Here is a 26,005-nt window from a genome sequence, read left to right as displayed (position 1 = left end):
CCTTTCGGAAAGCCCCGCCGGCGCCGACCTACTCGTCCGTGATCGGCTTGCCTTCGAGGACGTCGACGAGGCGGTCGAACTGCCGCTCCGTGCTCCACAGCTTCAAGGCGTCCGTCGAGCTGGTGGCGCTGCTGTGGTCTCGGATGAGCGCGGTTGCGCGGCGGAACGCGGATTCCCACGCGTCGGCGGTGTCCTGGTACAACAGGATGTGCCGCCCCGCCCGCCGCAGCAGGTGCGCCGATTCGCCGTCCTCGTCCACGAGCGCGATGATGGGCTTACGGGTGCCGAGGTACTCATAGAGCTTGTTCGGTACCTGCGCAGGCTGGTTGATGGCCAGCAAGATGGGGAAGTCGGCGGCGGCCAGCGTACGCAGAGCCTCTGCGCGGGGTTGCCAGGCTTCGAAGATGGCGGCGCGGGCCAAGCCGAGCCGTTCCGCCAACGCCTGCAGCCCCTGACGCTGCTCGTCGTCATCGACGCCCACAAAACGGACGCGCAGCGTTTCGGGATCGGAATCCGAGGTCAGCACACGCGCCAAGCCCTCGAGCAGGAACTCGGCCGAGCGTGCCCCGTAGAGCGTGCCCAGGTGCAGGAGCTCTGAATGTGGGCGCGGGGTCGGGGCTTCTTCCGCGATGGTGTCGATCCCGTTGCGAACCAGGAGCAATTTACGCGCATTCTGGGGGCCATGCCGCTCGGCCAACTCGTTGAGCAAGCGACGCGTCCCCACTACCACCCGCTCCGCGGTACGGATCACCGCGCTCTCGAAGCGATCCTCCAGGGCGTCGGTCAGACCCGTGCGAGGCTTGGGGTTGACCGGGTTGTTGGTCCAGGGATCGCGGAACTCCGCCACCCAGGGGGTGCCTGTGAGACGGTGCAACACGTAGCCCGCGAGGTGGGACGAGAACGGCGGCGCGGTCGAGTAGATCAGGTCGTACGACGCATGCGCATGGGTGAGCCCGTGCGTGAGCGCGGCCAGCCCAAAGCCCTGTTGATCATCGGGCAGGAACAGGAGGGCGCGGATGAGTTGTGAGGGCCCCCCGCCGTTGCGCGAGGCGAATCCGGACGAGCCGCCCGCTCCCCCGCCGGAGCGTCCGTTCCCCTTGCCATTGCTTCTTCCCAGCAGCTGCCGGGCCCGGATCCAGAGGTGGCGGGGATTGCCGGGGTAGCGGAGCGTACGCACCTCGAGGCTGCGATCCTCGATGCGGATGCCGCGCTCGCCGGCTCGCGCCGGCGCGGTGAGCACCTTCACCTCGTGGCCGCGCGCCACCAGCGCCTGTGCGATCTTCTCCGCTCGCATCGACCCCGAGGCGGGGAAGGGCGGGTACGCGAAGGCCAATAGGAGCACCCTCAGCGGACGCGAGGCGCCCGATGAGGTGGCCGGGTGGGGCTGAGGCCTGGCCCACTCGCCGGGTGAAGCAAACTCGAGTGTCGGCGGGCTGCCCTGATAGGTGTCGATCACGCCCCGACCGCCTCTCCGCTCTTGAGTGGTGCGGCTCGAAAAGCCTGCTGCGACGTGGGGGTGGAGCCGAAAGCTATGTGCAAGAGCCGCGCCGCCAAAGGGTGCGCACCGCTTCGCCCCGGGGCGCGGGAGCTGGCCGGAAGTTGAGGTGAGCCAAAATGTTACGGCGGTGGATGCCGGGCACGGAGGTTCGCACGCACCTCCGGATGCTCCACCGTCCCAGGAGTGGAAGGCCCTCCGGCCCGCCGGAGTGGTCCTCGCGACAGGCGGGACATCCCCGCCGCCTGTGTGTACCAGTCCGCCCGGAGCAACCGTGGGGCCGTTCCAGAACGTCCCAGCCACGTTGCGACGAACCGCGGGTGGAGCCCCAGGGTCGCCTGCCAGACGGAGGATGCTGATGCGAAGGTCGGTACTTGCGGTCACCGGAGTGGTGGCGGCAATCGGGATGGGATCGGAGGCGGGAAGCGCCCAGGGGGTCCCCCGCCTGGTACGCGACGCCGCCCTCGACGAGGGCTTCGGGTTGGTCAACCGCGTAAGGGAGCTCCCGGACGGCCGCCTCGTCGTAGCGGATCCGTTGTCCAAAACGCTCCAGGTCGTGGACCTCGCCAAGGGCCGCGTCGAGCCGTTCGGGCGTGAGGGCCAAGGCCCCGAGGAGTACCGGCAGCCGGACGCGGTCTATGCGCTGCCGGGGGGCCGCAGCCTCCTGGTCGATCTGGGCAACGCCCGGCTCACCGAGCTCGGGGCCGATCTCCGGTTCGGGGAGACCCACCCGATGGCGACCGGGACGCCGGGCCCGGGTGGGAATTTCGAGCCCCGCATTCCCGCGGGCGCGGATGGGCAGGGACGGATCTACTATCAGACCGTCGGACTCGCCCCGGGTGGAGCGCTGCCCACGCACGCCAAGGTAAAGCGCTGGGACCTGGCGACCGGAGAGATCGTCGAGCTCGGCGAGGCCCAGCTGCCCGCCCGCGAGGACCGCTCGTCGGGGGGGCCCAATGCTCAACAGCGTATGGTGCGTCAGATCCCGCTTTCGGCCGCGGACGGGTGGGCGGTCGGCGCGGACGGTCGGGTGGCCCTGGTCCGGATGGGAGAGCCCTACCGCGTCGACTGGATCGATCCCGACGGGACCGTTCATCCCGGGACGCCTGTGCCCTACGACCCCATCCCGATCCGCACGGCGGACAAGAACGAGTGGGTGCAGACCAGCGCGCAGCGCGGCGGTGGCATCGGGATCTCCGTGGAGATGAACAACAGCCAGGTGCGGACCAGCTTCGCCCGCGGCGGGGGGTTGGGGGCGGAAGCGGACATCAACGACTACACCTGGCCGGAGACCAAGCCGGCCTTCGATCCCGGCGATGTCCTGGTGGACCCGAGTGGTCGTGCCTGGGTGCGGCGCTACCGGCGCGCCGGTGAGCCGCCGCTCTACGACGTGTTCGACGCCAGCGGGAAGCGGATCGGCAGCGTGGAGCTGGAGCCCGCGCGGCGGCTGGTCGGATTCGGAAACGGCACCGCCTACGTGATCCGCTTCGACGAGATGGACCTCCAATACATCGAGCGGTACCGACTGCAGGGCTGAACTGCCAAGGAGCGGGAGCCACGACCACGGTGGCTCCCGCTCACGCTGGACCCCATCGCGCCTTGCTCTATCTTGAAGGGTGTCCCCCGCCACCCTCCACCTCGCCCTCGCTGCGTTCCTGCTCCTGCCTCTCCGGGTCTCGGCGCAGCAGCCTGCGTTCGGGCCGCTGGGCACCAGCGAGCGGAACCCCGTCTATGAGTTGTTCTACGTGCCGATCCCCGAGGGGGCGGACGTGCTGGCGCGGAGTCGCACCCGGGCAGACGTGGCGTTCGCCTATTCGAACATCTTCGAGAGTCGGGAGGGCGACGCCCTCCAGGAGTACTTCGATCTCGAGCGCCTGACCACGACCGTGACCGTGCGCCGGGGAATGGGACGAGGGTGGGAGCTCGGGGGCCGGATCAGCTTCCAGACCAACTGGGCGGGCTTCCTCGACCCGCTCATCCAGGGACTGCACGGCGCTTTCAACCTCCCCAACGGCGATCGGGAGCAGGTGCCCAACGGTCAGTATGGACTCGTCCTCTGGGACTCCGATGGAGAGGTTCTGCTCCGGGTGCCGGAGCGCAGGTTCGGCCCCGAGGACGTGCAGCTCTTCGCGAAATGGGCCGTGCGCGCAGGTGAAGGGAGCGCGCTGTCCCTGCGCGCCACGGTAGAGTTGCCCACGGGGGTGGAGGGCACGGGAACGGGGCGCGGCGATCTGGGAGTGGAGGCCCTCTGGCGCCGATCCTGGACCCGCTGGCACCTGCACGCGCTGAGCGGCGTATCCACCCTGAACGCGCCGGCTTGGGCCCGGCCCTGGACGCGCTCCGCGGCATTCTACGCGCTGATCGCCGGGGAGCGTTCGCTGGGGTCGGTGGCGCTGCTGGCACAGCTCGCGGGGTCGAGCCCGTACCTGGTCGGGGCCGGGGTGAGCGAGCTCGACCATGCCGCCACTTTGCTCACGCTGGGCGTGGCGGGGACCCGGGGCGTCTGGCGGTGGCAGGTGGGCTTCGTCGAGGACGTGCCGCCCAACAGTCCGTCCGTGGACTTCACGGTCCACGTGCAGTTCACCCGCATTTCGCGCTGAGGGTCACGGAGGGTTTTTCGTGCGACCGATCCTGTTCCAAATCCCCGAAGGTTTTCCGATCATCGGGGGAGCCGAGGTGCAGTCCTTCGGCATCCTCCTGTTCTTCTCGTTCATCGCCGCGGGAGTGGTGGCTCGTCACGAGCTGAACCGGCTGGGCGAAGACGGGGAGCGCATGAGCGACCTCGTGTTCTGGGCGCTGGTCGGGGGCATCGTCGGCGGAAAGCTCTACTTCGTGCTGGCGAATCCGCCCCAGTCCGGTGGGCGGGGCCTGTCCGCGCTGTTCTCCGGCACGGGCTTCACGTGGTACGGCGGATTCATCCTGGCCACGCTCATGGTGTGGATCTACATGCGCCGCACGCGGCTTCCGGTGGGAAAGACCTTCGACGCCATCGCGATGGGCATGCCGATCGGGATTCTGGTGGGGCGCTTCGGCTGCTTCCTGGCGGGGGACGACTACGGGCGCCCCACCGGGTCCTGGGCGGGCGTGGCCTTCCCAGAGGGAGCACCACCGACCACGGTCACGGTGCTGCGCGACCGTTTCGGCGTGGAGATCGATCCCGCGCTGGTGGCCCGCTTCGGTGAGGTGATCCCCGTACACCCCACCCAGCTCTACGAGATGGTCACCTCGCTCGTCATCTTCGTGCTGCTGCTGCGGCTCCGGCATGTTCCCCATCGGCCAGGCTGGATGTTCGGCGCCTGGATGGGCTTGTACGCGGTCAACCGCTTCCTGCTGGAGATCGTCCGCTTGAAGAGCGACCGCTTCCTGTTCGGCACCTTCACGCAAGCACAGGTCATCTCGGCGGTGCTGCTGGGCGTGTCCGTATGGATGGTGACACAACTGCGCGCGCGGCCGGGGGCCACCGGGGGGACGGCGCGAGCCGCCTAGGCCGGCCGGCCTGTTCTCGAGCGCTGGTGTCCCTCTCGGGCGGCACCCGCGCCGCACGAGGGCCGCTCCGGGGATGCATCGAGCCTCCTTCGGTTGCGCGACCGGCACCCGCAGCGAAGACTGACGCCTCCAGATCTCGCTCCGGAGGCACCATGGTCCGCACCGCCGCCACACTCCTGATCCTGGCCGGTCTCGCTCCCCAGCTCTCGGCCCAGGGGCTCAAGGTCCACATCTCCGCCGACCTCGAGGGGATCACCGGGGTGGTCACGGACGAGCAGCTGGGTCCGGGTGGCTTCGAGTACGCCCGCTTCCGCGAGTTCATGACCGACGAGGTCAACGCCGCCATCGAAGGTGCTCGGGCGGCGGGTGCCACCGAGATCGTGGTGGCGGACTCGCATGGGAACGGTCAGAACATCTTGATCGAACGACTCCCGGACGACGTCTTGCTGGTGCGCTCCTGGCCCCGGCCCCTGGCCATGATGGAAGGCATCGATTCCACGTTCGATGCCGCCGTCTTCATCGGCTACCACTCGAGCACCACGAACACGGAAGGTGTGCGGGCCCATACGATGTCGAGTGCCAACCTCACCGCCGTGCGCCTCAACGGTGTGGAAATGCCGGAAGCGGGGATCAACGCAGCCATCGCCGGCCATTTCGGCGTCCCGGTGGTCGCGATCTCGGGCGACGACGCCATCGTGGCCGAGGCCCAGGGCCTGCTGGGCGACATCGAAGGTGCCACCGTGAAGTGGGCGCTGGGTTTCCATTCGGCCACCACCATGATGCCCCGCCCGGCGCAGCAGCTCATCCGGGAGAAGGTGGAGGCGGGCGTGCGCAGGCACGGCTCGCTGCGCCCCTACCGCCTGAACGGGCCCATCGAACTGGAGATCTCGTTCAAGCACTACCGCCAGGCGCAGGTTCTGGCCTACCTGCCGTTCATCGAGTTGAAGGATGCGCACACCATCCGGATGACCGCCCCGGATATGGTCGCCGTCGCGCGCTTCCTCGAGTTCATCTCCTACTACCAGCCGGGGCTGTCCCCCTGACCGGTGCGGCGGGGGCCAGCGGTGGTGCGGCTCTGGAGTGACGAAGCGCGCCGGGTGGCGGCTCGTCAGGACAGCCCGAGCAGGTGCACCTCGTAGCCGATGAGAGCGACGTAGAAGACCAGGATGCCGTGCAGGATGCCCCGCACGGGAACGCGGCGGAGGACCGAGTTGGTGTTGCAGGCGACCAGGATCAGCATCGCGAACCCGGTCAACAGCACCTTGAAGTTCGCGAAGAGCTGCACGTCGAGCTCCATGAGGAAGCGCATGACCGGATTCGCTTCCCGCACCACGCCGCGCGCGATCAGCTCGAGCGTGAAGATGGCGTCCAGCGTGCTCAGGGCCATGACCACCAGGGTGAGCACCAGGAACCAGGGGTGATGCCAGTCGACGCCACTCTCCAGTACCTCGCCTGCCCGACGGCCACCCCGGCGGCGTCCGCGCCAGGCCCAACGCCAGTCGGACAGCAGGACGTGGGATGCCCGCCGATCGGTCTGTCTGCGATCCATCGGCACTCCTGGTTCGGGGGTGCGGCCGGTGCCTTGGTCGGTGCTCACGAGCAGACGATATGCCACCCCCCGCCTCAAGGCGAGGGGACCGCCTGGATCCAGCCGCGAATCAAGGCCTGACCTGCCCTGGCGTACACCTTGGCAGGGTATTCGTGGCAGTCCGGAGTGTTGCGTCCATGCACACAACCGTTGTAGCGGAGGAGCGCCCGCTCCACGTCGCCGTCGGAGCGGTCGAGCAGTCGGGCGAAGATCCGCGACCCGTGGCAGATGTTGGCTTCGATGTTCTCGAGGTCGTCCGACTCGCACTCCCACTCTCCCGCATGGAAGGGCATCACCTGCATCAGGCCCACGGCCCCCACGAAGCTGCGCGCCGCCGGGTCGAGCCAGGGATTCTCCACCAGCAGGACGGAGGTCAGCAGTCCGGGAGCCAACCCAGTGGAACGTGCCTCTCGCACCAGCGCCAGCGACACGCGGCGCACGAGCAGGGAGTCTGTGGAGAAGGGCCGCAGCATGCGCTCGATGGGCTCGACGTCGGCCCGGTAGACGGAGTCTGCACGGGCCAGCTCGGCGGCCAGGCGGTCGATGCGCTGGCGCAGGGGCGAGAGCACCTCTTCCTCGGGAGTGGCGGGACTCCCCGGCGTCGCTGGCGTGAAGGCGGCCAGCGCGAGGAGCGCACAGGTGGTGAGAGCGGCTGATTTCACGTCGATCTCCAGGCAGGCAGAAGAGGTGCTCGTCGGCCCTTGCACCTGGATATGGCGAGGTGCGGGCCCGAGACCGGCCATGCCGGATGACGTAGCTGTGTGCTCCCGATGACGTAGGGTGCTTTCTCAGCCCGCCCGCGCGCCGTTGGGGATGGGCCCTTCGGGAATGGCCAGGCGGGGTGTGACTCCGTCGGCATGCCCCAGATCGAACAGCATGCCGTCGGAGACCTCCCCGGCCATGCGGCGAGGCTCGAGGTTCACCACGAACAGCGTCTGGACGCCCACCAACGCCTGTGCATCCGGTCGCTCCTTCTTCATTCCGGACAGAATGGTGCGGACCCCGTCGCCGAAGTCCACACGCAGGCGCAGAAGCTTGGACGACCCCTCCACGTCGCTGACCTCGACGATGGTGCCGACACGAATGTCGAGTTGGGCGAAGACATCGTAGGGAATGCGGGATTTGAGCGGCGCAGGCTCCACGTCAGCGCATCCTTCGTGAGTGGTTTCCGAAGACACTGAAGCTGGTCACGTTGCCTTGGGCGTCGCGGTGGAAGACCACATCCTCGCCCCGTTCCCCGTCGGAGCGCACGCGGTAGAAGACGTCGCCCGAGTCGTGTTTCAACCGCGTCAGCCCCCTGAGCGGGTTCTCGGTGGGCAGCGACAGGAGTGCCAGGCTTCCTTTCCACCGCACCACCGCGGTTTCCGATCCCCAGGGCTGCCCGGAGTACGTGCCGACGAACGGGGTCAGGTCGAGCGGCGGTCCGGGCTGAGCCTGGGGCGGCGATGGGGGGGGCACGCTCGGGTTCGGCGGGTCTTCGGACCCCGTGGCCGCGCGGATGGCTTCGGACACGAGATCGTACATCCCGTTCGTGTAGGTACCCGCCCCGATCATGGCGTTGGCCATGAAGACCGTCGCGATCTTCTCGTCCATCTGCAGCGTGAGCTGGCTGCGGAAGCCCGGACAGCTGCCGCCGTGCCCCACGAAGGTCTTGTCGCCGCGGCGGCTGATGCTGAAGCCCAGCCCCCAGAAGGTGTTCCACTCGGGGTCGACGTAGTGCACGCGCTGCATCTCCGCCAGCGTATGGGCCTGCAGAACCTGCTTGGCGTCGCCCTGCAGGCGGAATTGCCAGGACGCGAAACGCGAGAGGTCCCGCGCGGTGGATGCATAGCCGGCAGCGGGCGCGATGCCCTTGGCCTGGAAGAAGGCGACGGGCTCCCGTCGTCCACTTCGGGTCGGAGAGCCGTAGCCGGTGGCCAAGCGGCCCTCGCGATGCTCCAGCGGGATCTCCGGATAGGTGTCCGACATTCCCAGCGGCCGCAGCACGTTCTCTCTCACGTAGGCGTCGTACGGCATGCCGGAGATCTGCTCCACGATTTCCCCCGCCAGGGTGAGACCGAGGTTGGAGTACTGGAAGTACTTCCAGGCCGGGTACAGCGTCTCTTGTTCATGGAGCCCGGCGATGATCTCGTCCTTGGTGGGGAAGGCGAAATCGGGCTCGGTCCAGTAGGGGTGGTTGGACTCGCGGGGCAGGCCGGCCGAGTGCGTCAGGATGCCTTCCACCGTGATGGGCGCCGACCCCGGGAAGCGCTGTTCGAGATCGAACCAGGGAAGGTGCTTCGCTACCGGGTCGCGCAGGTCGAGCAGCCCGCGGTCGCGCAGCTGCATCACGGAGACGGACGTGAACAGCTTCGAGATCGAGCAGATGCTGTAGAGCGTGTGCTCGTCTGCGGCCCCGCCCCGGTCGGGGTGTGCCAATCCCGCTGCCCGGCTCCAGACCAGCTCCTGGTCATGCACGATGGCAGCCTGGAACGACGGGATCTGCTCGTAGGCCATCTGAGCGTCCAACCAGGTGCCCACCACCTCGAGGGCCTCGCGCACGGCATCGTCCTGCGACACCTGGGCGGCGGTGGCGACCGGGAGCGGAGCCAGCAGCAGCGCCAGGGCGAGGGAGCGGATGAGGGGGCGCATGAATGGATCTCCCGGAATGGCGTCCTCGACGTGGGAGCCACCTGGCTCCCCGCGCGGCCCAACATGGCGATCGGCGACCTCCCTGGCCACCGCGAGGTGGCGGGCGCAGTGGGTCGGGCGCAGTACGGCACGCGTGTCAGGTCGAGGTGCTGCGGCAACCCGCTCGCCGTATGATCTGTGTCATGATCCAGACGCGAGACACGGCGTTCCAGTCTCGTGCGCGCTGACCTCGGAGGAGTGTCGATGAACAGGTTCCGTCCGGCAGTGGGCAGGCGTTGGCTTCGCTGGCCCGCTCTGCTCGCCGCCGTCAGCGCCCTCCTGGCTACGGTTCGGTCGACTTCGGCTCAAGTGCCTCATTTCCAGGGCATCACGGCTGAGCGGCCCACGGGCAGCGCTGCGATCGAACCGCGGGGACTGGTGCTGGCGTGGGACATGGAGACGCTCACGCCGGACGGCTTGCTTCGCGACTTCAGCGGCCGCGGACACCATGGAGAGTTGGGTGAGGCGCTGCTGGCGCGCGGTCCGTTGGGAGGTGCCCAGGCGTTCGCGTCGGTCGCACAGCGCATCCACATCGCAGAGCATGCAGATCTGGCGCTCGACGGGCCGCTCACCATCGCGGCCTGGATGCGCGTGGATTCACTCGGGCTGCACCAGCACGTTCTGGCGTGTGACGACCAATGGGCCTTCTGGATCACGCCCGACGACCGCTACCGGTTGGGGGACACGCGAGGTGGCGGGGTCTCGACCGTGCCCGGTTCCGTGCGCCCTGGCCGCTGGACCAGTGTGGTGCTGGTCATGGGGGGGACGGTGGGAGACCCGATCGATGCCGACCTCGTCACCATCTGGGTCGACGGTCGGCCGGCGGTGGCCGACGCTCATCTGCGCAACGAAGCGGCGCAGGCCGCGCGGCGCTGGAGTCCCGGTGAGCTCTATCCCACGGATGCGTGCTATGCCGGCTTCGAGTCCCATCAGGGGAACGAGGTTCACCAGACGATGCCCTTCGTGGGTGCCATCGACGAGTTGCTGGTGTTCGACCGCGCGTGGACGCCGTCCGAAGTCGCAGCGTTCGCGGCGCGCTTCGGCCCCGAGGAATCGGCGGTGCGCGAAACCGGCGAGAGGTTCTTTCAGGCGATGGCGGCCCGCGACACCGTGCAGCTGGCGGCGTTGTCCCACCCCGGGCTGACTCTGGTCGCCACGGTGCCGGGGCCTGACTCGAGCACGGTCCGGGTCTCCACGCGGGCGCAGTTCTTCACCCAGATCGCCAACGCGGCGCGCGTGCCCATCGAGCGCATGTGGGACCCCGAGGTGCGCGTCCGGCACGACATCGCGACCATCTGGACGCCGTACGACCTGCATTGGGACGACACCTACAGCCACTGTGGGATCGACACCTTCCAGCTCGTGCGCGAGCGGGGGCGTTGGCGGGTGCTGACCATCCTCTACACGGTGGAGCGAGCGCCCCAGCGCTGCGAGCCCAATCCGGCCGGGCCGCCGGGGTGAGCGGGTCCTGCGTTCGGATGGACCTCAGAAATCCATGCGGCGGAAGCGGCGTAGCCCCACCCACGCGGGCAGAATCACCCACAGCGAGAGGGATGTGAGCGCGACCGCCGTGCCCAAACCGCTTCCGAAGAAGCGCTCGAAGACGGCGCCGGTGTACCCCATCAGCACCGAAGCGTCCAGCCCCGTGAGGACCAGCACGCGCGCCACGTCGACCGGATTCAGCAGCATGGCCGCCAGCAGCGGGCGCTCCAGCGGCCAGTCCGCCAGAGCGTGAGCCGCCAGCAGGACCACGCCGTCGTAGAGCACCGTGAGAAGCAACCAGAGCAGGAGGGCCGCCCCGAGAGCCCGCGCTGCGTCCGTGAAGGAGAGTGCCACCCAGCAGGCCAGGGCGGTGAAGATCGCCGTCAGTAGCACCCCACCCAGCAGGAGGAGCAGCACGGCGGTGCTGGACGTGCCAAACGCCCCATACCACACCAAGGGCAGACCGGCACCCACCAGGTAGGCGGCGGAGAGCGGGAGCGCCAGGCCGAGATAGAGCGCGAGGAACAGCGCGTCGCGCCCCACGGGGTGGGATAGCAGCAGCTCGGTGAAGTCTCTGCCGTCGAAGAGCGACACGGTACCCACGACGAGGCTGACCAGCGGTACGATGAGGAGCGTGACGCTGGCCAGCGACGGAAGAGCGCGTTCCAGGCCGCCGCCGAACCGCAGCAGGCCTCCGCTCACGGCGAGGAAGAACAAGCCGTAGCCGAGCAGCGCCCGCCCCCGCAGCGCGTTTCTCAGCGTGTAGCGCAGGATCTTGGTGGCGCCGCGAAAGCGACCGTTCATCAGGCCACCTCCTCGGTGCAGGGATCGCCCGGCTTGCTCGTCGCAGCGTCCCGGACCATCAGCGTCGCTACTGCGCCCTCCAGTTCACGCTGACCGGTGCTGTTCAACAGATGACGCAGAGAGCCCTCGTAGCGCACGACGCCGTCGAGCAGAAACACGACCTCGTCTGCGAGCGCCTGCACTTGTCCGAGATCGTGAGAGGTGAGCAGCACCGCTCGACCCGCGTCAGACACCTTGCGGATCTTCTCCTTGAGCACGCGTGCCGCTACCGGATCGAGCCCCGCGGTGGGCTCGTCGAGGATCAGCACGGGAGTCGGATAGCGGAAGGCCAGCGCCGCATTCACCTTCTGACGCGTTCCCCCGGAAAGGGCCCGGAACGGCTTGTCCAGCACCGGCGCCAGCCCGAACGTGTCGAAGAGCTCCTCATCGGGTGTGTCGCGGAAGTCACGCAGGTCGTCCAGCATGGCTGCCAGCTCACGAGCCGACAGGTTGGCGGGGAAGCGGGGAAGCTGAGGCATGAACCCGATGCTCCGCCGGAACTCCGACGTGCCGCGCACGTCCTGACCCTCGCGGATCACTTCTCCGGCGTCGGCACGCACCAGACCCAAGGCGATCTTGAGCAGCGTGGTCTTGCCGGCACCGTTGGGCCCCAACAGGGCTGTGATCCGACCGCCGTGCAGCTCCACCCGAACCCCCTTCAACACCTCCAAGGGGCCGTAGCGCTTACGAATGCCATCCAGGCGTAGTGGCGGATCGGCGTGGGCGAGGTTCACGACGACCTCCAGGGCGTGGCCTTGGGCTCCAAGGCGGGCTGGACATCGACGAGGTTCGCGGGGGTGAGAACGGGGAGAACTTCCTCGGCTACGTCCAACAGCGTTACGAGCACGCTGCGGTGCAGCAACAGAAGCGGCCGATTCTGCTCGGCGAGCAGCGCAAACAGCCGGACCGGGCGGAAGGGTACGTCGCCCACGCCGTCGCGGTCCAGGTCGTATCCGTGGTAGCGGTCCCAATAGTTGCCCGCGAAGAAGCTGCGGGTGCGGCGGCTGTTGGTGGATACGTCGAAGGAGTTGCCGGCGAAGTTGTTGTTCTCGAAGCGGGAGTCTTCGGAGTTGGCCATGAGCTGGACGGCCCAGCCGTTGGCCAGAAACTCGTTCTCCCGGATCTCCACCCGGTTGGCGCCCTCGGCGTGAAGGGCCACGCTGTTCTCGCGAAAGCGGTTGCCGGCGATGCGTGTGTCCGTGATGTCCTTGAGCAGCAGGCCGAAGGTGGCGAGGCCCCGGTTGTGATCGAAATCGTTGTCCTCCAGAACCACGTCACGCGTGTACATGACCGCGACTCCCGCTCCGTTGTGTGCGAAGCGGTTGCCACGGTATTGGCAGCCGTTGGAGAACATGAAGTGGAGCCCGTAGCGCAGGTTGCCGCTGCTGTCATTGCGCTCGACCCGGCTTTGTTCCACGAACTCGAAGTAGATCCCGTCGCGATGACCAGTGATCACGTTGTCCGTGATCTGCACCCGCAGTGAGTACCAAAGGTGGATGGCATTGCCTGCCCGGGTCTCGCGCTCCGCGTCGGCCGTGAGCGTGTTTCCGGACACGACGCAGTCGCCGACATTGGCGAGGTAGATCCCGAAGAACGTGTTCCGGAAGTCGTTGCGCTCGATGGAACAGAATCGCGCCTTCTCCACCAGCAACGCCGCGCGGTCCTCCGTAAAGGAGATGCCGGTGTCGAAGAAGCTCAACCCGGCGACCGTCACCGAGTCGGCGCGCACCACCAGGAGAGCTCGGCTGCCCTCCCCGTCCAGAATGGCGCCCTCGTCTCCCAGCAGGGTGAGGGGACGGTCCACGACGACGGTGGGCTCGCGGTAGCGACCCGGGCGGATGCGGATGGTGTCGTGCGGCGCAGCGACGCGTACCGCGGCGCCCAGACTCGCCAGAGGTCCGCCCGGCTCCACCGTCCAGGTTCGAGCGGCGCTTCGCCGATCGTCCTTGGCAGATGGGGTAGCTGGGGGGGCTACCGGCGGCGACTGCAATGCGCACAGCAGGAGTAGCGCGTGGATCATGCGGGGATCCGCTCAGCGCTGTCGAGGGCTCGACCGACGTGCCCCCGAGGCGGATTGCCGCCCGGCCAGCGTTCAGCGACGAATGCGCTCAGCTCGCTCCACGCCAGCGCCTGCCCTCCGTGCTGCTCGAGGGCACGGGTCCGCGCCCCGGCGTCGCCGAAGGCGGCGAGCCCGAGACCCATGGGGGAGCCCAGGGACTCGCTTGCCAGATAGAAGGCATCTTCGGCGCGCAGAAGCCGGCCGCCCCCGGCTCGGTCGGCCACCCAGGCGGAGCCCACCGGCACGCCCTCCGCGTCGTGATCCAGCCAGGCGACCATGCACTCGATCGAGTCGAAGGTGTAGATGCGCCCACGTGTGGTGAGTACCTCCGCTCCGCTGGCATCGTCGGCGACCGCCATGTGGCAGCGCGTGCAGGTGTCCACGCCTGCCACCAGCGCGCGTGGCTCGGGCGCCGAGCAACCGGCCGTCGCGGCGAGGCCCGTGACAGCAAGCAGAACAACGGCCGTGGGGGCGGCGGTCTGCTTCGACGAATGCCGACGTCGTTCGGAGACGGCCACCGCGACTCCGGTCAGCGCGCTGACGATGAGGATCCACCCGCCAGCTCCCGGCCAGGAATGGGCGCGGAAGTTCAGCAGTTGCTTGGAGCCGATGAGCGGCGGCTGGTAGTTCATTCCAGGGATCTTGATGATCGCGTTCTCGTCGTCGAGGTTGTGCCCGTAGTCGTATTCCCACTTGTAGAAGTCCGCCAGACCCACCAAGGCCACGACCAGGTAGGTCGCGACCCATGCATACAGGGCCGCGCGACGGCCGAAGGCGGCGACGAGCAGTCCGCCGAGCAAGAGGGCGGCGACCACGAAGGGCATGATGCGCAACTCCGGAATCGACTCCGGCTCGATGCGCTTCATGCCGATGTAGTGGTTCAGGTTGTTGATGTTCCGGAGGTCGTTCGGCTTCACGCCCTCGATGGTATTGATCCGAATGACCATGCCGAGCCCTTCGGGATACTGCGGTGCCTCGAGGTCGATGGTCCACAGGGGGAACGCATACGCGCCGAGAAGCGCCAGGGACGCCAGAAGGACCAGGATACGGCTCGCGCGTGTCAACATGGCTCGGGTCTCGAGTGTCGAGGGGAACCCAGGGGGACGGGCCGAAGCCCGCCCCCCTGGTCGGATCAGCGCGTGTTCCAGGTGCCGCCCGTCCCCCAACGGAGTGGCGTATTCGAACCCGCTGCGGATACCCGAACGTATCCCTGCATCTCCTGGTGCAGTGCCGAGCAGAAGTCGGTGCAGTAGAACGGATAGATGCCCGCGGCCTGCGGCGTCCACGTCAGGGTGCGTGTCTCGCCGGGCATGATCAGGAGCTCCGCGTTGCGCGCACCCATGGCCGCGAAGCCGTGCGGCACATCCCAGTCCTGCTCGAGGTTGGTGACGTGGAAGAACACCCGGTCTCCGACCCGGACGCCCTCGATGTTGTCCGGTGCGAAGTGGCTGCGGATGGAGGTCATGTAGACATGGACCTCATTGCCTCGCCGCTCCACGCGCGTCTCCGCCTCCGAGCGCACCGCGTTCGGATTCGCGTTCTCGGCGAGATTGTAGAACTGCACCTGCCGATCACGGATGATGTCGGCCGCGATCCCCTGTGCGTAGTGCGGCTCCCCCTGGGTGGGGAAGTCGAGCAGCATGCGCATCTTGTCCCCGCTGATGTCGATCAGCTGAGCCGCGTGGGCCAGCTCGGGCCCGGTGGGCAGGTAGCGATCCTTGGTGATCTTGTTCAAGGCCACCAGGTACTTGCCCCAGGGCTGGCGGGAGTCACCGCCGGGAATCATCAGATGGCCGACCGAATAATAGACGGGGATGCGGTCGACGACCTGCCAGGTGCCCAGCTGCCACTTCACGATCTCCGAAGAGATGAAGGCCGTGGTGTAGGCATATCCGCGACCGTCGAACTCGGTGTGCAGCGGCCCCAGCCCCGGGTTCTGCACTTCGCCGGCCAACACGCTCTCGTAACGCAGCACCGGAATGCCATCGATCACTTCGTCGAAGTCCTGAGCCTGGATGGCTGCCGTCATCTTCTGGAAGGAGTGCACCGGGATGACGGTGGCCAGCTTGCCGCCGGCCACGATGTACTCACCGGTCGGATCGACGTCGACGCCGTGCGGCGACTTGGGCGTGGGGAGGAAGTAGACCATGTTCGCGCAGTCGCTTGGCTCCATGGTCCGTACGGACGTGACCTCCTCCGAGGTCGCGATGTGGTCGTCCCCCAGGTAGTTGTGGCGGTAGCGCACGTTTGCCGTGCCGCCGGCGCCGTTGGCGATGCACTCCTCCGCCCGCCGCCAGTTCACCGCGGCCACGAAGTCCTTGTCCTTGCGAGATGCGTTGATCTCGAGGAGGGTGTGTTCTTCCTCCGAGTTGTAGGACGTGAAGAACACCCAGCCGTCCGAGGGGCCCTTACCGGCGTGCGCGAGGTCGTAGTTGTATCCCGGCACGATGATCTGGAAGGCGACGCGCATGTTGCCGGGGTCGTTGGCCCGGACAAAGCTCAGGGAGCCCTTGAAATTCCCACGGTAGTCCTCGATGGACATGTCACGGTTGGGAATGGGGACGCTGAACCGGGTCGAGGCGACCAGATAGTCCGAGTTGGGCGTGATGAAGGGGGAACCGTGGTTGCCCGCCGAGTTGGGGATCTCGACGATCTCCGTGGTTTCGAAGGTCGTCAGGTCGATGCGGGCGACCCGGGGTGTGTTGTTCCCGTTGATGAAGATCCAGCGGCCGTCCGGCACGCCGTCGGTCATGGACAGCTCCGGGTGGTGGGAGTCGTCCCAGGGAATGAACCCGTGGCTCGTCTCCAACATCGGCTTGGTTTCTTCGGAGTATCCCCACCCGTTCTCCGGGTACTGGCTGAAGACCGGGACGGTCTTGAGCAAGCGCCCGGAGGGCAGACCCATCACCGTGAGGTTGCCGCTGAAGCCCCCGGACATGAAGGCGTAGAACTCATCGTACTCGCCGGGAGCGACGTAGACGGCTTGCGCCGCGCTTGCCATGTCCCCGGCACCAATCGCGGGACTGGTACCGCGGGGCGAACAGGCGTAGAAGCCCGCGCCGATTGCGACCAGTATGCCCGCGGCGAGGAGCAGCGGACTGCGTGAGCGGATCATGACAGGGTCTCCTTGACGTGCGTTCTGCCGCCGGGACGAGGTGATCACAGGTCGCCTCCGTCACTCGGCGTCGGGGTGGTGGTGGTGTCGATCTGAACCGAGCGCAGGTATTCGAGGATGGCGCGGGCTTCCGGCTCTCCCGTCACCTGCACGGTCATGGGTGTGAAGAACTCGGCCAGCATGGCCCTGGCGCGCGGATGACGCTGCACCATCTCGTTGGAATTCAGCATCATGTTCATGGCGTACTCCGGCCGGACCCGCGCGAGCACCGTCCCGAGGCGCGGACCGACGTAGCGCTCCTCGATCTTGTGGCAGGCCGAACACTTCAGGACGAAGGCCGTCTCGCCCTCCGCGACCAGCGCCGGATCGATGGGCCCGAGGGCGAGATCGCGGATGGGACCGATGCCCTGCTCCAGTTCGGCGGGGCTCAGGGCGGCGGGCTCGGCTGCGGCCGGAGCCGCCGGCGCGGCACCCGGTGCGGCCTCCTGACCGCCCTCCCCACCGCAGGCCAAGGTCATGACCGGCACGGCCAGCGTGAGCGCGCGCAGGAGGAGGTTCAGGGGGGCAGGGCGGCTGCCCTTCGAAGACGTCATAGGTCGTTCCTGGTGATGGGTGAGTCGCCGGTGCCACCGAGCAGGTCGGCCACTGTGGTGTTCTCCAGCACGGTGGTCCCGCAGGCCGTCAGGCGGCTCCAGCGGGCGTGCGCTTCGCAGGGGTGCTCCGGATCACAGGCGCCCCCGAGCAGGCAGCGTTTGCCCACGGCCACGTCCTGGAAGGGGGCAACAACGCGGAGCACGGAGATCTCCCGGGCGGGGAGAGCCAAGCGGTAGCCACCACCCGCACCTCGCGTGGACGAGAGCAGCCCTTCGCGGCGGAGCCGGTGCAGCGTCTTGGCGAGGTAGCCGCTCGGGATGTCCAGCTCCCGGGCCAGCTCGGCGGCTGCCACCAACTGGTCCTCTCCACTCTGGGCGAGTCGGAGAACGGCCTGCAGCGCGTAGATCCCGGTTTGTGACAGCAGCATCGACTGGCTCCCGACCCGAGCCCCGGCGGGGGTCTCGACGATCCGGCGTCCATCAATTGTTGTTAATCGGATGAATAAATCCGAAATAGACACCGGAGAAGTCGGGGTCTGCTCCACGGTAGGGGTCGGGAGAACCCTGACAGGGCCCCAGCAGGCCGGCGATCGACCGGCGGTCAGATCCCCGAGACGGCCACCGTCAGTGGGCGGAGAGGGACGTGCGTCTCCACTCGGCGGCGGCCTCCGCGACGCGCTCGACGTCCGGGCGGTCGTTGTAGCCGTGCAGCGAGAAGCGCAGCACGCCTTTGCGCACCGCGAAGTGGATGTCGCGCTCGGTGAGGAAGCGATGCAGGGACTGCATGCGTGGATCGTCCACGGTATCGTGCCGCCCGCCGCCGCTGGTTCCCACCGCGACGATGTGGCCGAGATCGGGCCCCGGCTCGCCGCCCACCACCGGCAGATCCAGATCGAGCAGGCGTTGCGCCAGACCGCGGGCCAAGCCCCGCACATGCGCCTCCAGGATCGGCGTGCCCACGGACTCGAGGATCTCCAGGGCGCGGTTGGCGGCCAACACGCCGAGGTAGTTGTAGTTGCCCACGTCGAAGCGGCGCGCCGCGTGTGCGTAGCGGAAGTCCTCGTCCGCGAGCGCGGTCTCGTGCGCATCGTCGGGCAGGTCCACGCCGAACCGCGCCAACGCCGCGGGCTGCAGCGCTTCGGCTGCCTCGGCGCGGCAGTAGAGAAACCCCATGCCGTAGCAGGCCATCAGCCCTTTCTGGGTCGCGACGGCCAGCGCATCGGCGCCCATTGCGCGCACGTCGGTGTGCAGGATTCCCACCGACTGGGCGGCGTCGACGAGCAGGAATACGCCTCGCGCTCGGCAGACACGGGAGAGGGCCTGCACGTCGGTGATGAAACCAGGCGAGAACGACACCGTGGGGACGGTGATCAGGCGCGTGCGCGCGTCGATGCGCTCGGCCAGGCGCTCGACCGGAACCCGCCCCTCCACCGGCTCGACGGCCCGCAGCTCCACGCCGTGGCGGTGACGGGCATTGAACCAGGGGAACACGTTGGCCGGATGCTCCAGTTCTGGACAGAACACCATGTTGTCCCCCGGGCGCCAATCGATGGCTCCGGCGATCATGTTGATCCCGTCCGACACGTTCTTCGCGAAGGCGACTTCATCGGCGCTCTCGGCACCGATGAAGCGGGCAAAGCGGGCACGTGTCTCCTCGGTCCGATCGAAGAGGGCTTGCTTGTCCCACTCGTATCCCGTGCGGAGATGCAGGTACTGCTCGATGGCGAGGCGAACCGGCTCGGCCATCAGACCTCGCTGGGCGACGTTCATGAACGTCCCGGAGCGCAAGGCGGGGAACAGATCACGGAAGCCCTGCAGGTCCAGCGTCATGCTCGCTCCTCCGAGTGGGCTACGATGGCGGTCCCCACCATGTCTCCCATCACATTGATGGTGGTGCTGCCCATGTCGATGAGACGGTAGATCCCACCCACGATCGCGGCGATCTCAGGCGGGAGGTTGAAGGCCTGCACGAAGATGAGGGCGATGACCAACCCGCCTCCGGGGATACCGCCCGACCCCTCGGAGAGCAGCAGCCCGATCAGCACGATCGTGACCTGCGTCGCCAGATCGAACTCCACGCCGGCGGCCTGAGCCGTGAACAACAGCACGGCTGCCAGCATGATGGAGGTGCCGTCCTTGTTGATCTGTGCGCCGAGCGGCAGGGTGAAGGCGTACACGCGCTCCGGGAGGCGCAACCGCGTCTCCGCCAGGTCCATGGCGACGGCCAGGCTGGCCAGGGAGCTGCAGGTGGCAGCAGTGGTGGCCCAGAGCGGACCGGTCTGTTTGAGGAACGTCCAGGGCTTTCTCGGCGTGAGCGTGCGCAGCAGTGTCAGGTACACGAGGACCATGACCAGCTGTGCGCCCCAGACCGCTGCCAGGAAACGGGCCAGCGGCCCGAAGATCTGGGAGCCGTACTGTCCCAGGGTGCTGGCCGCCAGCGCGCCGATCCCCAGAGGGGCCGCCCACATCACCACGTCGACCAGCTTGCGCAGGAGCTGCGCGAGCGCGTCGAACGCCTCGCGCAGGCGCTCACGCGGAGCGGAAGGGAGCTTCACGGTGGCCACTCCCAGGAGCACCGCGAAGACCACGATCTGCGAGACCTTCCCCTCCGCGAATGCGCGGAAGACGTTCTCCGGGATCAAGTCCAGGATCACGTCGAGCACACGAGGCGCGGTGCCCAGTCGGTCTCCGACCTCGCCGGTGAGGCGCATGCCGCGGCCGGGTTGAAGTGCGTGCGTGGCCAGGAGACCGAGCGAAAGGGCGGCGGCGGTGGTGATGAGGTAGTAGAGGACGATCTTGCCGGCCAGCCGGCCCAGCGTGCGCAGGTCGGTGAGGCTGGTGATGCCCGCGAGCAGGTTGAAGAAGACCAGCGGTACCGCCGCCATGATGAGCAGGCGGATGAAGACATCCCCGATCGGCTGCACGGCCGCTGCGGACTCTCCCAGCGTGAGGCCGGCAATGCCTCCCAGGACCATGAAGACCAGGATGCGGGAGCCCAGCGACAGGGACCGCCACCGCTCGATCATCGGGACCGCATTCCCGCGGGGCGAGGCAGGAGTGCTCCTTGGATCACGCCGTGCGACTCATGCTGCGCGACGGCAGCGTGCGCGGGGGGGCGATATCGAACGGGAGGCGCACGCGTCGGTCCGGAGCCAGGGGAGAACGTCGGGGAGGCATGGTAGCCGGGCTGGCCACCTGGCCACCACCCCCCGGACGACCGCCGGAGGTGTCCCGGCTTGACGGGATGTGCGCTCCGATGCGACATGAACGAAGCGTCACACGCTCCTTTCGCTTGCCATCGTCATGCCCGCACGCGCAACGCGCGCAGCCTCGCAGGCCCTGGCTGTCGGCGCCCGGCTCGTGGTGCTGGTCGCCCTCTGGTGGCTGATCTCGGATGGGAGGGACGGCTCCTGGTGGCTGGGAGGCGTCGCCGCCGTCCTGGGTGCGTGGCTCGCGCCCCATGGGTCCGGACCGTCGTTCCATTGGTGGCGCGCCGATCGCCTGGTCGTCTTCGCCGCCTTCTATCTGCTCCAGGCCGTACGCGGTGGCGTCGACGTTGCCCTGCGCGCCCTGGACCCGCGCCGCTCGGTGGACCCTGGCTTCGTGGCGTTCGCGCTGCGCCTTCCCGACGGACCCGCGCGGTCGCTTCTGGCCGTGACCATCAGCATGCTGCCGGGAACGGTGGCGGCCGAGCTGAGAGGGGACATGCTCATCGTGCAACGTATCCACTCGGGGGTGGCGGTCGAGGGACCTTGCCGGCGCGCCGAGTCACTGATCGCGGGCTTGTTTGGACTGCGTCTGGAGAGAAGCCCTGCGCCCGTCACTGAGGAGGCGCATCGTGATTGAGATGTTCCTCGGCTGCGCCGCGCTTCTGTTGATCACGGTCATGGTCGCGTTGCTGCGCGTCGTCTGGGGGCCGACCCGTGCTGACCGTATGATGGTGGCGCAGCTGTTCGGAACCGTTGCGGTGTCCGTGCTCCTGCTGCTCTCGGTCGCCTTGGAGGATCACGCCCTCGTCGATGTGGCCCTGGTGTTCGCGGTCCTGGCCGCGGTCACGACCATCGCGTTCGTACGGCGGGCCTGGTGGTGACCGCGATGGACTGGGAGAGCCTTCGTGCGCTGGCGGCTGTGGTACTGGTCGGGATCGGGATGGTGTTCTTCCTGGCGGGCCTGGTGGGGCTGCTGCGCTTCCCAGACGTGTTTACTCGCATCCACGCCCTGACCAAGGCTGATACGCTGGGCTTGGGGTGCGTCGCGCTCGGCGTCGGCCTGTTGCAGACGTCCCTGGTGTCCGGTCTGCGCGTGCTCTTGATCTGGACGCTGATCGCACTCGCGAGCGGCGCGAACGGACACTTCCTGTGCCGGGCCGCCTATCTGGACCAGCGGGGCCGCGGGGAGGAAACGCCGTGAGCGCGACGACGGGCGCCTGGATCTTCGATCTGCTGCTCGTGGCCACGCTCGTCCTGGTGGCTTGGGGCAGCATTTCGGCCCACGACCCATTCACGGGGACCGTGCGCTACATCGCTTTCGGCCTGCTGACCGCGCTCGTCTGGGGCCGATTGGCGGCACCGGACCTGGCGCTGGCTGAGGCCGCGATCGGAGCCGGGCTCACCGGCGCGCTGCTGCTTTCCACGTTGGGGCGGCTCCGCGGCGCAGGTGGCTCGTCCCAGAGTGAGCCTCGATCGACCCTGCACGGGCAGCTCCCCAGCAGTCCCCTGATCAAAGCGACGATCGCCGCCGCGGTGACGATCTTCGCGCTTCTCGCCTCCACGGCGGTGCTGGCACTGGCGACCCACAACGAACGCGTCGGACTGGCCGATGCGGTCGCCCGTTTGGGCACCCGGAGCGGGATCGAGAGCGCCGTGACGGCGGTGCTCCTGGATCTGCGCGGCTACGATACGCTCCTGGAGACCTCGGTCCTCTTCGCTGCCGTGCTGGCGGTGTGGGGCCTCGGGATCGTCCGGACCCGACCGGCGCACTGGCCCGGAGACCCCGTGCTGGGTTCGGTGTCGCACTTCCTCCTGCCGCTGCTGCTGCTCGTTGCCGCGCATCTGCTCGGCGCCGGGCTGCATGGCCCCGGAGGAGGCTTTCAGTCCGGCGCCCTGCTGGGGGCCGCCGGGGTCCTTTGGACCCTCACCGACCGACGAGCCCTTCGTCTGGGAGAGCGACGACGCACGCGCTGGGGGGTGGCGGCAGGACTGGGCGCGTTGCTGGCCGCGTGCGCTTGGCCCCTGCTGCGGGGGCGGGCTCCCCTCGAATACGCCGCTGGGACAGCGGCCGCCTGGGGTCTGTTCATCGAGGCGTGCATCGCAGTGTCCGTGGGGCTCACCTTGACCGCCCTGTTCATCGGTGGCCTGGCTGAGCTCCCGGAGGAGGAGGGATGAGCGCGGCACTCCTCTATCCGCTCGTCGGGGCGGCGGTCTTCGCCATCGGCCTGTTCGGGCTGCTCGCACGAGCCGAGCTCGTCGCCAAGGTGCTCTCCTTCAACGTCATGAGCACCGGTGCCTCGCTCGTGCTCGTCGGGTTGGCCCGCTCCGGCGCCAGCGGGCTCGATCCGGTGCCGCAGGCCCTGGTGCTGACGGGCATCGTCGTGACGGTGAGTGCGACGGCGGTGGCCTTGGCGCTGATCGTGCGGCTCCGGCAGGCCGAGCGAGAGGAGGTGCCGACGCCTACGGAATCGCGACTGCCATGATGGCCGCTTCCCCTGCCTGGCTGGTGGCGGCTCCGCTCGTGGGCGCGATTCTCGCCTTCGTTCTACAACCAGTACGGCGGGGAGGGGTCGCGCTTCTGCTGGGCGGCGTAACAGCCATCTGCGGTGTGGTGACGTGGACCATCTGCGGGGCTCTGCTGCGGGGAGGTGCCTGGCGGGTCGCGGTAGGAGCGTGGCCGAGCTCCGTTGGCATCGGTCTCAACGTCGATGGCCTCTCGGCCGCGTTCCTCGCGATCGTGTGGCTGGTCCTCCTCGCCGCGAGCACGGATGCATGGCGATCACGGGTGGACCCGCGGTCGAACCAGCTTGCTGACGACGTACGCGCAGCAAGGACCTTCTGGCCGCTGTGGTTCTTGCTTTGGGCCGGACTCAACGCCCTCTTCCTCACCGCCGATCTCTTCAACCTCTACGTGTGTCTGGAGCTCGTCGGACTCACCTCCGTCGCTCTCGTGGCTTCGGCAGGGGGAGCGGGTCCCCTTCGGGCGGCGCTGCGCTACTTCTTCGTGAACGTCGCGGCGTCCTTGGCGTTCTTCCTTGGGGTCGCGCTCGTGTACCATCGCTACGAGGCGTTGGACTTCCAACGACTGGCCAGCTTGGTACGGCCGGATGGAGAGACCACGCTGGCGCTGTCCCTCCTGAGCGGCGCGCTTCTGTTCAAAGCGGCCATCGTACCGCTGCACGGATGGCTTCCCGCGGCTCACGCTGCTGCCCCAGCGCCGGTGAGCGCGCTTCTCTCCGCATTGGTGGTCGAAGCTCCCCTCTACCTGCTGCTCCGGCTCTGGTGGTTCTGTTTCCCCGGCTTGCCTGGCTCGGCCGCCGCAGCGTTGATCGGAGTGCTGGGGAGCGCTGGACTCGTGTGGGGATCCTTGCAGGCCATTCGGGCGGTCCGTCTCAAGGAGCTGGTGGCGTACTCCACGGTGGCTCAGATCGGCCTCCTGCTGGTGGCGGTCCCCCTCGTGCGTTCGAGCGCGAATCCGCGGGCGTGGGCGGGCCTCGTGTTCCTCGCCGCTGCGCACGCGCTGGCCAAGGCGGCCATGTTCCTGGCGGCGGGCGGAGTGGCGCGTGCCTATGGCCACGACCGCCTGAGCGAGCTGGCCGGATTCGGGACCCGCCACCCCGTGCACGCCTACGCGCTGGGACTGGCCGGGATGAGCTTGATGGGGGTGCCCGGTACGGGGGGCTTCATGGGCAAGTGGCTGCTCGCCACTTCTCCCGCCACGCCCGCAGACCTCGTGTGGGTGGTCATCATCGCGGGCAGCGCCTTGCTGACCGCGGGATATGTGTGGCGCGTCTTGGTGCCGGCGATCCGCCCTGAGCCGCGGGGGGCTCCGCAGGAGGGCGGTGCGCAGGAGCGCGGCTGGGCGGCGCTGGCCTTGGCGTTGGCTGCCCTCCTCCTTGGTGTGGCATCCGCCGTGCCCGACACCCTCATCCGGATCGGCCTCCCGGTGCTGGGGGGAGGGCCATGATCGGCGTCGATCTGCTCCCTCCGCTGATCCTGGCCTCGTCGCTGGTGCCGGGGCTCGTGATCTTCTTCCTCCCCGAGTCTCGTCGAAGCCTGCGGACCCTCCTCAACCTGGGCGGTGCGGGGGTCAAGCTCGTCGCGGTGACCGCCCTCCTCCTGGTCGTCGCCCGCGGTGGGCGTCCGTCCTGGCAGTGGCATCTGGCCGACGGCGTCGATCTCCTGTTGCAGGCGGATGAGCTCTCGCTCCTGTTCGTGACGTTGTCGGCGGGGCTGTGGCTGGTCACCACGCTGTACGCCATCGGCTACCTGGAGCACGCTCCGCAGCGCGCGCGCTTCTTCGGGTTCTTCAGCCTCTGCGTAAGCGCCACCGTCGGCATCGCGCTCTCGGGCAACCTGTTGACGTTCCTCGTCTTCTACGAGCTCCTCACCGTCACCACCTATCCACTGGTCGTGCACCGAGGCACCCGCCGCGCCCTGGCCGCCGGAGCTCGGTACCTGACCTACACGCTGAGCGGAGGGGCACTGCTGCTGCTCGCCACCGCCTGGCTCACCGCGTTGGCCGGTCCGGTGGACTTCGCAGAGGGGGGCGACGCGCTGGCCCGCCTGTCCGCGTCGCACGCGACGGAGCTTCGGATCATCTTCGTGCTTCTGATCGGCGGGCTGGCGGTGAAGGCAGCCATCGTACCGCTGCATGGGTGGCTGCCCGTGGCGATGATTGCCCCGGCGCCCGTGAGCGCGCTGTTGCACGCCGTGGCCGTGGTGAAGGCGGGAGCCTTCGGCATCCTCCGCGTCATCTACGACGTCTACGGATTCGACCTCGCCACTCGCCTGGGCGTGCTTCCCTGGCTGGCTGCCGCTGCCGTGTTCACGATCCTGTTCGGCTCGGTGCGCGCACTGGTCCAGGACGATCTGAAGCGCCGCCTCGCCTACTCCACCGTAAGCCAGCTCTCGTACATCACCCTCGGAGCCACCCTCCCGAGTCCTGTGGCCCTCACCGGTGCTGTAGTGCACCTGGTGCACCAGGGGCTGATGAAGGTGACGCTCTTCTTCTGTGCGGGAAACCTGGCCGAGACGCTGAACGTCAAGCGCGTCAGTCAGATGAAGGGTGTCGCCCGCCGCATGCCGCTGACCATGGCTGCCTTCACCGTTGCGGCGCTCGGGATGATCGGCGTGCCGCCCGTCGCCGGGTTCGTCAGCAAGTGGTATCTGGCTGCTGGGGGCCTTCAGGCCGGGCGTCCCTGGGTGGTGGCCGTGTTGGTGGTGAGCGGGTTCCTGAACGCGGCGTACTTCCTGCCGATCGTGAAGACGGCCTGGTTCGATCCGCCGGAGCGACACTGGGCAGAGTCTCCTCGGAGCGGTGCTCGTGAGGCTTCCTGGATGCTGCTGCTTCCGGTGCTGGCCACCGCGCTGCTCAGCCTCCTGGTGGGGCTCCTGGCCGGTTTGCCCTACAGCCCGCTGTCCTGGGCAGAACGCGTCGCCCGCTCCGCCTACGGTCCATGAGG

The 26,005-nt window shown here is 68.2% G+C and carries 26 protein-coding genes; 12 read left to right on the top strand and 14 right to left on the bottom strand.

Going from position 1 to position 26,005, the window contains the following annotated elements:
- Window positions 1-28: 28 nt before the first annotated feature.
- Window positions 29-1,294 carry a glycosyltransferase gene (locus R3E10_08140; GenBank protein ID MEZ4415710.1) on the bottom strand — a complete coding sequence of 422 codons (1,266 nt, stop codon included), beginning with the start codon at window positions 1,292-1,294 and terminating at the stop codon, window positions 29-31.
- Window positions 1,295-1,853: 559 nt separating this feature from the next.
- Here R3E10_08140 and R3E10_08135 point away from each other — a divergent pair.
- The 4 genes from R3E10_08135 (at window position 1,854) to R3E10_08120 (ending at window position 6,024) form a co-directional block, all read left to right on the top strand.
- On the top strand, window positions 1,854-3,032 hold the full coding sequence (locus tag R3E10_08135) for a hypothetical protein (GenBank protein MEZ4415709.1): 1,179 nt from the start codon (window positions 1,854-1,856) through the stop codon (window positions 3,030-3,032).
- Window positions 3,033-3,111: 79 nt separating this feature from the next.
- The gene (locus R3E10_08130) at window positions 3,112-4,095 is read left to right on the top strand and encodes a DUF3187 family protein (protein MEZ4415708.1); all 984 of its coding nucleotides are present in this window, start codon (window positions 3,112-3,114) and stop codon (window positions 4,093-4,095) included.
- Between the two features lie 19 nt (window positions 4,096-4,114).
- Window positions 4,115-4,981, top strand: a complete 867-nt coding sequence (locus R3E10_08125; protein MEZ4415707.1) for a prolipoprotein diacylglyceryl transferase — start codon at window positions 4,115-4,117, stop codon at window positions 4,979-4,981.
- Between the two features lie 152 nt (window positions 4,982-5,133).
- Window positions 5,134-6,024 carry a M55 family metallopeptidase gene (locus R3E10_08120; GenBank protein ID MEZ4415706.1) on the top strand — a complete coding sequence of 297 codons (891 nt, stop codon included), beginning with the start codon at window positions 5,134-5,136 and terminating at the stop codon, window positions 6,022-6,024.
- Between the two features lie 65 nt (window positions 6,025-6,089).
- Here R3E10_08120 and R3E10_08115 read toward each other — a convergent pair whose 3' ends face one another.
- The 4 genes from R3E10_08115 to R3E10_08100 form a co-directional block, all read right to left on the bottom strand.
- On the bottom strand, window positions 6,090-6,530 hold the full coding sequence (locus R3E10_08115) for a DUF5658 family protein (GenBank protein ID MEZ4415705.1): 441 nt from the start codon (window positions 6,528-6,530) through the stop codon (window positions 6,090-6,092).
- Window positions 6,531-6,604: 74 nt separating this feature from the next.
- Window positions 6,605-7,231: a lytic transglycosylase domain-containing protein gene (locus R3E10_08110; protein ID MEZ4415704.1), complete on the bottom strand. Its 627-nt coding sequence runs from the start codon at window positions 7,229-7,231 to the stop codon at window positions 6,605-6,607.
- Between the two features lie 126 nt (window positions 7,232-7,357).
- The gene (locus R3E10_08105) at window positions 7,358-7,711 is read right to left on the bottom strand and encodes a tRNA-binding protein (GenBank protein ID MEZ4415703.1); all 354 of its coding nucleotides are present in this window, start codon (window positions 7,709-7,711) and stop codon (window positions 7,358-7,360) included.
- A gap of 1 nt (window position 7,712) precedes the next feature.
- Complete coding sequence (locus R3E10_08100; GenBank protein ID MEZ4415702.1) at window positions 7,713-9,200, bottom strand: serine hydrolase domain-containing protein; 1,488 nt, start codon at window positions 9,198-9,200, stop codon at window positions 7,713-7,715.
- A gap of 243 nt (window positions 9,201-9,443) precedes the next feature.
- Here R3E10_08100 and R3E10_08095 point away from each other — a divergent pair, with 243 nt between their 5' ends.
- On the top strand, window positions 9,444-10,700 hold the full coding sequence (locus tag R3E10_08095) for a LamG-like jellyroll fold domain-containing protein (protein MEZ4415701.1): 1,257 nt from the start codon (window positions 9,444-9,446) through the stop codon (window positions 10,698-10,700).
- A gap of 24 nt (window positions 10,701-10,724) precedes the next feature.
- On the opposite strand, the gene R3E10_08090 is transcribed toward R3E10_08095, so the two are convergent.
- The 9 genes from R3E10_08090 to R3E10_08050 all read right to left on the bottom strand — a co-directional run bounded on the left by R3E10_08090 (window position 10,725) and on the right by R3E10_08050 (window position 20,357).
- Complete coding sequence (locus tag R3E10_08090; GenBank protein MEZ4415700.1) at window positions 10,725-11,525, bottom strand: ABC transporter permease subunit; 801 nt, start codon at window positions 11,523-11,525, stop codon at window positions 10,725-10,727.
- Complete coding sequence (locus tag R3E10_08085; GenBank protein ID MEZ4415699.1) at window positions 11,525-12,298, bottom strand: ABC transporter ATP-binding protein; 774 nt, start codon at window positions 12,296-12,298, stop codon at window positions 11,525-11,527. The genes R3E10_08090 and R3E10_08085 overlap by 1 nt, the downstream gene beginning before the upstream one ends.
- Window positions 12,295-13,584 carry a nitrous oxide reductase family maturation protein NosD gene (locus R3E10_08080; protein ID MEZ4415698.1) on the bottom strand — a complete coding sequence of 430 codons (1,290 nt, stop codon included), beginning with the start codon at window positions 13,582-13,584 and terminating at the stop codon, window positions 12,295-12,297. Before R3E10_08080 ends, R3E10_08085 begins: the two co-directional genes overlap by 4 nt.
- A complete protein-coding gene (locus tag R3E10_08075; protein MEZ4415697.1) occupies window positions 13,581-14,690 on the bottom strand; it encodes a nitrous oxide reductase accessory protein NosL in 1,110 nt (369 codons plus the stop codon). Before R3E10_08075 ends, R3E10_08080 begins: the two co-directional genes overlap by 4 nt.
- A gap of 65 nt (window positions 14,691-14,755) precedes the next feature.
- Window positions 14,756-16,738: a Sec-dependent nitrous-oxide reductase gene (gene nosZ, locus R3E10_08070; protein ID MEZ4415696.1), complete on the bottom strand. Its 1,983-nt coding sequence runs from the start codon at window positions 16,736-16,738 to the stop codon at window positions 14,756-14,758.
- Between the two features lie 44 nt (window positions 16,739-16,782).
- Complete coding sequence (locus tag R3E10_08065; protein ID MEZ4415695.1) at window positions 16,783-17,331, bottom strand: c-type cytochrome; 549 nt, start codon at window positions 17,329-17,331, stop codon at window positions 16,783-16,785.
- Window positions 17,328-17,759 (bottom strand): Rrf2 family transcriptional regulator, encoded by a 432-nt coding sequence (locus R3E10_08060; GenBank protein ID MEZ4415694.1) that lies wholly within the window; start codon window positions 17,757-17,759, stop codon window positions 17,328-17,330. Before R3E10_08060 ends, R3E10_08065 begins: the two co-directional genes overlap by 4 nt.
- A 196-nt stretch (window positions 17,760-17,955) precedes the next feature.
- On the bottom strand, window positions 17,956-19,161 hold the full coding sequence (locus R3E10_08055; GenBank protein ID MEZ4415693.1) for an aminotransferase class V-fold PLP-dependent enzyme: 1,206 nt from the start codon (window positions 19,159-19,161) through the stop codon (window positions 17,956-17,958).
- Window positions 19,158-20,357 (bottom strand): dicarboxylate/amino acid:cation symporter, encoded by a 1,200-nt coding sequence (locus R3E10_08050; protein ID MEZ4415692.1) that lies wholly within the window; start codon window positions 20,355-20,357, stop codon window positions 19,158-19,160. Before R3E10_08050 ends, R3E10_08055 begins: the two co-directional genes overlap by 4 nt.
- Before the next feature lie 277 nt (window positions 20,358-20,634).
- Here R3E10_08050 and R3E10_08045 point away from each other — a divergent pair, with 277 nt between their 5' ends.
- The 7 genes from R3E10_08045 to R3E10_08015 are packed head-to-tail and all read left to right on the top strand — an operon-like array spanning window position 20,635 to window position 26,003.
- Window positions 20,635-21,177 (top strand): Na+/H+ antiporter subunit E, encoded by a 543-nt coding sequence (locus R3E10_08045; protein ID MEZ4415691.1) that lies wholly within the window; start codon window positions 20,635-20,637, stop codon window positions 21,175-21,177.
- Between the two features lies 1 nt (window position 21,178).
- Complete coding sequence (locus R3E10_08040) at window positions 21,179-21,421, top strand: monovalent cation/H+ antiporter complex subunit F (GenBank protein ID MEZ4415690.1); 243 nt, start codon at window positions 21,179-21,181, stop codon at window positions 21,419-21,421.
- A gap of 5 nt (window positions 21,422-21,426) precedes the next feature.
- Window positions 21,427-21,741, top strand: coding sequence for a monovalent cation/H(+) antiporter subunit G (gene mnhG / locus R3E10_08035; GenBank protein MEZ4415689.1), 315 nt, complete (start codon window positions 21,427-21,429; stop codon window positions 21,739-21,741).
- Window positions 21,738-22,715 (top strand): hydrogenase subunit MbhD domain-containing protein, encoded by a 978-nt coding sequence (locus R3E10_08030; GenBank protein MEZ4415688.1) that lies wholly within the window; start codon window positions 21,738-21,740, stop codon window positions 22,713-22,715. Before mnhG ends, R3E10_08030 begins: the two co-directional genes overlap by 4 nt.
- Window positions 22,712-23,023, top strand: a complete 312-nt coding sequence (locus R3E10_08025) for an NADH-quinone oxidoreductase subunit K (protein ID MEZ4415687.1) — start codon at window positions 22,712-22,714, stop codon at window positions 23,021-23,023. Before R3E10_08030 ends, R3E10_08025 begins: the two co-directional genes overlap by 4 nt.
- On the top strand, window positions 23,020-24,507 hold the full coding sequence (locus R3E10_08020) for a proton-conducting transporter membrane subunit (protein ID MEZ4415686.1): 1,488 nt from the start codon (window positions 23,020-23,022) through the stop codon (window positions 24,505-24,507). The genes R3E10_08025 and R3E10_08020 overlap by 4 nt, the downstream gene beginning before the upstream one ends.
- A complete protein-coding gene (locus tag R3E10_08015) occupies window positions 24,504-26,003 on the top strand; it encodes a proton-conducting transporter membrane subunit (protein ID MEZ4415685.1) in 1,500 nt (499 codons plus the stop codon). The genes R3E10_08020 and R3E10_08015 overlap by 4 nt, the downstream gene beginning before the upstream one ends.
- The last annotated feature ends 2 nt before the right edge of the window (window positions 26,004-26,005 follow it).

It is taken from the genome of Gemmatimonadota bacterium (genome assembly GCA_041390105.1).
Classification (GTDB): domain Bacteria; phylum Gemmatimonadota; class Gemmatimonadetes; order Longimicrobiales; family Gaopeijiaceae; genus JAGQIF01.
The sequence above is the reverse complement of the archived record's forward strand: the minus strand, read 5'-3'. Positions and strand labels throughout refer to the sequence as shown.

Bases quoted from the DNA above. Each gene is read 5' to 3' on its own strand.
- R3E10_08090 (MEZ4415700.1), bottom strand. From the start codon at position 11,525: ATGAACGGTCGCTTTCGCGGCGCCACCAAGATCCTGCGCTACACGCTG.
- R3E10_08140 (MEZ4415710.1), bottom strand. From the start codon at position 1,294: ATGCGAGCGGAGAAGATCGCACAGGCGCTGGTGGCGCGCGGCCACGAG.
- R3E10_08095 (MEZ4415701.1), top strand. From the start codon at position 9,444: ATGAACAGGTTCCGTCCGGCAGTGGGCAGGCGTTGGCTTCGCTGGCCC.
- R3E10_08045 (MEZ4415691.1), top strand. From the start codon at position 20,635: ATGCCCGCACGCGCAACGCGCGCAGCCTCGCAGGCCCTGGCTGTCGGC.
- nosZ (MEZ4415696.1), bottom strand. From the start codon at position 16,738: ATGATCCGCTCACGCAGTCCGCTGCTCCTCGCCGCGGGCATACTGGTC.
- mnhG (MEZ4415689.1), top strand. From the start codon at position 21,427: ATGGACTGGGAGAGCCTTCGTGCGCTGGCGGCTGTGGTACTGGTCGGG.
- R3E10_08080 (MEZ4415698.1), bottom strand. From the start codon at position 13,584: ATGATCCACGCGCTACTCCTGCTGTGCGCATTGCAGTCGCCGCCGGTA.
- R3E10_08015 (MEZ4415685.1), top strand. From the start codon at position 24,504: ATGATCGGCGTCGATCTGCTCCCTCCGCTGATCCTGGCCTCGTCGCTG.
- R3E10_08115 (MEZ4415705.1), bottom strand. From the start codon at position 6,530: ATGGATCGCAGACAGACCGATCGGCGGGCATCCCACGTCCTGCTGTCC.
- R3E10_08060 (MEZ4415694.1), bottom strand. From the start codon at position 17,759: ATGCTGCTGTCACAAACCGGGATCTACGCGCTGCAGGCCGTTCTCCGA.
- R3E10_08135 (MEZ4415709.1), top strand. From the start codon at position 1,854: ATGCGAAGGTCGGTACTTGCGGTCACCGGAGTGGTGGCGGCAATCGGG.
- R3E10_08075 (MEZ4415697.1), bottom strand. From the start codon at position 14,690: ATGTTGACACGCGCGAGCCGTATCCTGGTCCTTCTGGCGTCCCTGGCG.
- R3E10_08120 (MEZ4415706.1), top strand. From the start codon at position 5,134: ATGGTCCGCACCGCCGCCACACTCCTGATCCTGGCCGGTCTCGCTCCC.
- R3E10_08055 (MEZ4415693.1), bottom strand. From the start codon at position 19,161: ATGACGCTGGACCTGCAGGGCTTCCGTGATCTGTTCCCCGCCTTGCGC.
- R3E10_08065 (MEZ4415695.1), bottom strand. From the start codon at position 17,331: ATGACGTCTTCGAAGGGCAGCCGCCCTGCCCCCCTGAACCTCCTCCTG.
- R3E10_08050 (MEZ4415692.1), bottom strand. From the start codon at position 20,357: ATGATCGAGCGGTGGCGGTCCCTGTCGCTGGGCTCCCGCATCCTGGTC.
- R3E10_08100 (MEZ4415702.1), bottom strand. From the start codon at position 9,200: ATGCGCCCCCTCATCCGCTCCCTCGCCCTGGCGCTGCTGCTGGCTCCG.
- R3E10_08040 (MEZ4415690.1), top strand. From the start codon at position 21,179: ATGTTCCTCGGCTGCGCCGCGCTTCTGTTGATCACGGTCATGGTCGCG.
- R3E10_08020 (MEZ4415686.1), top strand. From the start codon at position 23,020: ATGATGGCCGCTTCCCCTGCCTGGCTGGTGGCGGCTCCGCTCGTGGGC.
- R3E10_08025 (MEZ4415687.1), top strand. From the start codon at position 22,712: ATGAGCGCGGCACTCCTCTATCCGCTCGTCGGGGCGGCGGTCTTCGCC.